Below are 649 nucleotides of genomic sequence, written 5' to 3'. Positions count from 1 at the left end.
CTATGATAGATGAAGTTATTAACCAAAAACCACGTGTTGTTATATTAAATAAAAAAGATATGTCTAATTTAAATGAGATGTCAAAATGGGAACAATTTTTTATTGATAAAGGATACTATCCTGTATCGGTGGATGCTAAGCACGGTAAAAATTTAAAGAAAGTGGAAGCTGCAGCAATTAAAGCGACTGCTGAAAAATTTGAACGTGAAAAAGCAAAGGGACTTAAGCCAAGAGCGATTAGAGCGATGATTGTTGGAATTCCAAATGTTGGTAAATCCACATTAATAAATAAACTGGCAAAGCGTAGTATTGCGCAGACTGGTAATAAACCAGGTGTGACCAAACAACAACAATGGATTAAAGTTGGTAATGCATTACAACTATTAGACACACCAGGGATACTTTGGCCTAAATTTGAAGATGAAGAAGTCGGTAAGAAGTTGAGTTTAACAGGCGCGATTAAAGATAGCATTGTGCACTTAGATGAAGTAGCTATATATGGATTGAACTTTTTAATTCAACATGATTTAGCGCGATTAAAGTCACATTATAATATTGAAGTTCCTGAAGATGCAGAAATCATAGCGTGGTTTGATGCGATAGGGAAAAAACGTGGCTTAATTCGACGTGGTAATGAAATTGATTACGA

The 649-nt window shown here is 34.7% G+C and carries 1 protein-coding gene; it reads left to right on the top strand.

Annotation, left to right across the window (positions count from 1 at the left end):
* Window positions 1-649: ribosome biogenesis GTPase YlqF (ylqF, locus tag IDG60_RS19455; protein WP_206161088.1), on the top strand; the 649-nt coding region annotated here is incomplete at both ends.

This window comes from Staphylococcus sp. EG-SA-2 (assembly GCF_017152085.1).
This window is presented reverse-complemented; position numbering and strand designations above follow the sequence as displayed.